The organism is Microcoleus sp. BR0-C5, from assembly GCF_036705045.1.
In the GTDB taxonomy this organism is placed as follows: domain Bacteria; phylum Cyanobacteriota; class Cyanobacteriia; order Cyanobacteriales; family Microcoleaceae; genus Microcoleus.
Map to the genome: position 1 here is coordinate 1 of NZ_JAUBTR010000157.1, position 3812 is coordinate 3812.

Below are 3812 nucleotides of genomic sequence, written 5' to 3' on the forward strand. Positions count from 1 at the left end.
TACATACGTTTTCCGAACTGAGGGTGAGTAATATTTCTGTTTCCGAAATAATATGTTGTCGGTTGCTAAGCTGATATAGTCATTTCAAATAAGTATGAGACACTAGGCTACACAATAATCACGAATAATTTCATCCAGAGATGTGCCTGGAGACGCATACATTCTAGCTCTCTTTAATGCACCAAAATCATGCTCAATATCATTTAGGTCAGGAGAGTATTTTGGTAAAAATATTACTTGATGACCTGCTTCTTCTACCAATAATCTAATGACTGTCTTACGATGAATTGGCGCATTATCCATAATTAATATGGATGGATTTGTTAAATCTGGTAATAAATATAACGATAACCATCCTTCAAATCCTTCCGCATTCAAGCATCCTGTTTCATAGCATTGGTGCCATCATGTCCTTCTTTCCTTTTCTTCTTCCTGCTACTAAATTTTCTCTTGTCCCCCGTTTACCTTGCCTTTTGACCTATACTTTTTTTCCTTTTTTTGACCAAGCATAAGGACAACCTGCAAATTACTCAAACCCTGACTCATCAATGAATACAAGGTTTTGACTGCCATGCACTTTAATTAATTCTCTTAGTTCTCTATAATATTTCATTCTTTCTTCTCTATTCCTTTCTTTATAACGAAGTTCTTTTTTTTTCTGGTGAGATTCATTTTTTTTAAGGCATAGCAGATGGCACTCGGCCTTACAGAGAAAGTCCTTGCTCTTTCTACTAATCTTGCTTCCGGATTTCTTTCCACATCTTTTTTTAGTGCTTCCCAATCTAGCTTTCGCTGACGGTGGTTGACCTGAGTGGGTCGAAGGTCTTTCCTACCTAGCCATCTATAGATTGTTGCCCTTCCTACCTTAAATATGGTGGCAGCTTGAGTTATGCTCCCTCCTTTTTTCACATGCTCCACTACTCTTTGTCTTAGGTCTAGACTATAAGCCATTTTTTCTTCGGAGTTAACTATTTTTCTCTATTTTACCATCATCTTACCTTTGTCTCACATTTATTTGAAATGACTATATCTTGGATGATTACTTGTTCGTATCCTTTAAATTCTGCATCTGATGGCAGTTGGTATGCAAGGATATTCTAGTATTTCTTCTCGATCTATTTTAATCGTCGCCTTCTTACTGCCTTTGCTATGCTTTTTTGGCGTTTTTCGCTCTTTCTCTGATGAGTGATCGCTTCTGAACCCTTTGGACTTGGCTTTGATGTCTGGTTTTCCTTCTTCTCCCTTCAATCGGTTATTTTCATCTTTTAACCGTTGATTCTCTAACTCCAAGTCTTTGACTTTTAATTGTAATTGCTCGCTAGTGGTTCAGTAATATCTCTACTGTCTGACGCATTGATTCGTCTGCAATCCCTTTTGGGTCAATGGTTTGCAGTAAATCGGAGGATGACTTGTCTTTTGAAATAATCTTTGGCGTCATGTGTCCTATTTTATAACACTTTATGTACCTTGCTTACTTTTTTTCCTCTGCTACCCCTACTTATTGAGCCGATACGAATTTTTAATATTTTATTAAACAAATAATCTGTTGGAGGCAGGGAGAAATTCACAGAGGGGATGACGCGGGTGAATATTATCAGAAATCAGAAATGCGAGCGATCGGGTAATTGGGGAGAATTAATGGGTTGAAATTAGTTTAACATCAGAATTATATCTTTTTGCAATCGAGACGCTCGATCGCACTCGCAAAGAGACACTCGCCCTGCACTGAGAAAAATAGGATTCCGAGTGCAGTGCCGAAACAATATAATTACACAATCGCAGCCGCTGCTTTCATCGCGAAAATGCGATCGATCGCATCTTCAACAACCTTATCAGGCGTAGAAGCACCCGAAGTCACGCCCACCACAATTTTACCATCCGGTAGCCAACCTTCAGTTACGACCAAATCTCCCCCCAAAGGCTTGTGTTCGATCCGATTTCCCGGTAAAATGCGCTCCGCACAATCAATGTGATAAGAAGGAACAGTTTTGTCGATCGCAATTTCCTGCAAATGCGTAGTATTAGAAGAATTAAAACCCCCAATCACCAGCATCAAATCCAACTTTTCCTCAACCAAACTCAACATAGCATCTTGCCGTTCCTGAGTCGCATCGCAGATAGTATTAAAACTCAGAAAATGCTCGCTCAAATTCTCCGGTCCGAACTTCCGCATCATCGTTTTTTCAAACAACTTGCCAATATTCTCTGTCTCAGTTTTGAGCATAGTAGTTTGGTTGGCAATCCCCACCATTTCTAAATCCCGGTCCGGGTCAAAGCCAGCAGAACAAGCCTTACTAAACTTAGCAATAAACTCATCGCGATCGCCCCCATGCAAGATATAATTGCTGACATATTCAGCTTCTTGCCAATTCAACACAATCAAATACTTATCAGCAAAAGAACTCGTTGCCACAGTTTCCTCATGCTTGTACTGACCGTGAATAATCGAAGTATAATCCTTCTTTTTGTGCTTTTCAACAGTATTCCAAACCTTAGAAACCCACGGACAAGTAGTATCAACAATCTTACAGCCCTTATCATTAAGCAACTGCATTTCTTGGACACTGGCTCCAAAAGCAGGTAAAATTACCACATCGCCACTATCGACAACAGAAAAATCTTTCTGCCCTTTTTCAACAGCAATAAAACCAACTTCCATATCCCGCAAATGCTGATTGACAGACGGATTATGAATAATCTCATTAGTAATCCAAATCCGTTCCGTGGGGAAATGCTGGCGAGTCTCGTAAGCAATAGCTACAGCGCGTTCCACCCCCCAGCAAAAGCCAAAAGCCTGAGCGAGTCGGATCGTGACTGCGCCGCGTTCCAGTCTGTAATTATTGTCGCGAATTTGCTGGATCAGACTGCTTTGATAAGCCGTCTGCATCACACCCGCTACCTCAGCTTCGTGTCCGAAACCCTTGCGGTGGTAGTTTTCCGACTGTTGCAGCGATCGTTTAAAAGCTTTAGTATCCATGCGGTATCGAGTTGAAATCTAGGTTAATTACCTTTGATTTTAGAATGCCTGGGGTGCGATCGGGCTTATTGGCTCAGTAGCGAAGAGGGGATATGCTATTTATACGATCGACACATGAGAGGGAAGAAGGAATGAACCGCGAAGACGGGAAGGACGCGTTCGGCGAAGCCGTTCCCGAAGGGTAAGAAGAAGAAAGAAGAATGAGACAATTGGGCGAACAGCTAGAACAGTTGGCTTATAGAGTGATTGGGGCAGCTATTGAGGTGCATCGGCTTTTGGGGCCAGGATTTTTAGAATCAGTGTATCAGGAATCCTTAGAAGTTGAATTTCGGATGCGAGGGATAGCTTGTCACCCTAAAAAGCCAGTAGCAATCACCTACAAAGGTTATCCAGTTGGCGAAGGTCAATTAGACTTTCTGGTTGGCGATATCCTCATTGTCGAATTAAAAGCTGTCGAAAAGCTAGCTCCCATCCATGAAGCCCAAGTTATCTCCTATCTTAAAATGACCAAAAACACCCTAGGCCTTCTGATCAACTTCAACGTTCCGATCCTCAAAGAAGGCATCAAACGCATAATTCTCTCATCTTAACCCTTCTTCCTCTTCCTTCGCGCTCTTAGCGTCTTCGCGGTTCGTTAAAATAAATCACAAAAAAGCGCCAAAAGAGGGAAGAACGAATGAACCGCGAAGACGCGAAGGACACGAAGAAGGAAGAAAGAAGAATGAGACACTTCGGCGAACAGGTGGAACAGAGCCTTTAGGGGCTTGCAATTAAATATAACCCCAGTTATGCTAGAAGGGTAGGAAACAAAAAATCTGACATGAGCGGTTGTGAC

General features: G+C 41.6%; 3 protein-coding genes and 1 pseudogene. 1 reads left to right on the top strand and 3 read right to left on the bottom strand.

Features of this window, described 5'->3' with window-relative positions:
* Positions 1-102 precede the first annotated feature (102 nt).
* The 3 genes and pseudogenes from QUB08_RS31405 to QUB08_RS31415 form a co-directional block, all read right to left on the bottom strand.
* Positions 103-384 (bottom strand): annotated as a pseudogene (locus tag QUB08_RS31405) (transposase); the annotation flags it as partial.
* Between the two features lie 225 nt (positions 385-609).
* Positions 610-951, bottom strand: coding sequence for an IS630 transposase-related protein (locus QUB08_RS31410; protein ID WP_333230153.1), 342 nt, complete (start codon positions 949-951; stop codon positions 610-612).
* A gap of 817 nt (positions 952-1768) precedes the next feature.
* Positions 1769-2977 carry a 4-hydroxy-3-methylbut-2-enyl diphosphate reductase gene (locus QUB08_RS31415; RefSeq protein ID WP_333230156.1) on the bottom strand — a complete coding sequence of 403 codons (1209 nt, stop codon included), beginning with the start codon at positions 2975-2977 and terminating at the stop codon, positions 1769-1771.
* Between the two features lie 200 nt (positions 2978-3177).
* Between QUB08_RS31415 and QUB08_RS31420 the strand changes: the two genes are divergently transcribed.
* Positions 3178-3567: a GxxExxY protein gene (locus QUB08_RS31420; RefSeq protein ID WP_333230158.1), complete on the top strand. Its 390-nt coding sequence runs from the start codon at positions 3178-3180 to the stop codon at positions 3565-3567.
* The last annotated feature ends 245 nt before the right edge of the window (positions 3568-3812 follow it).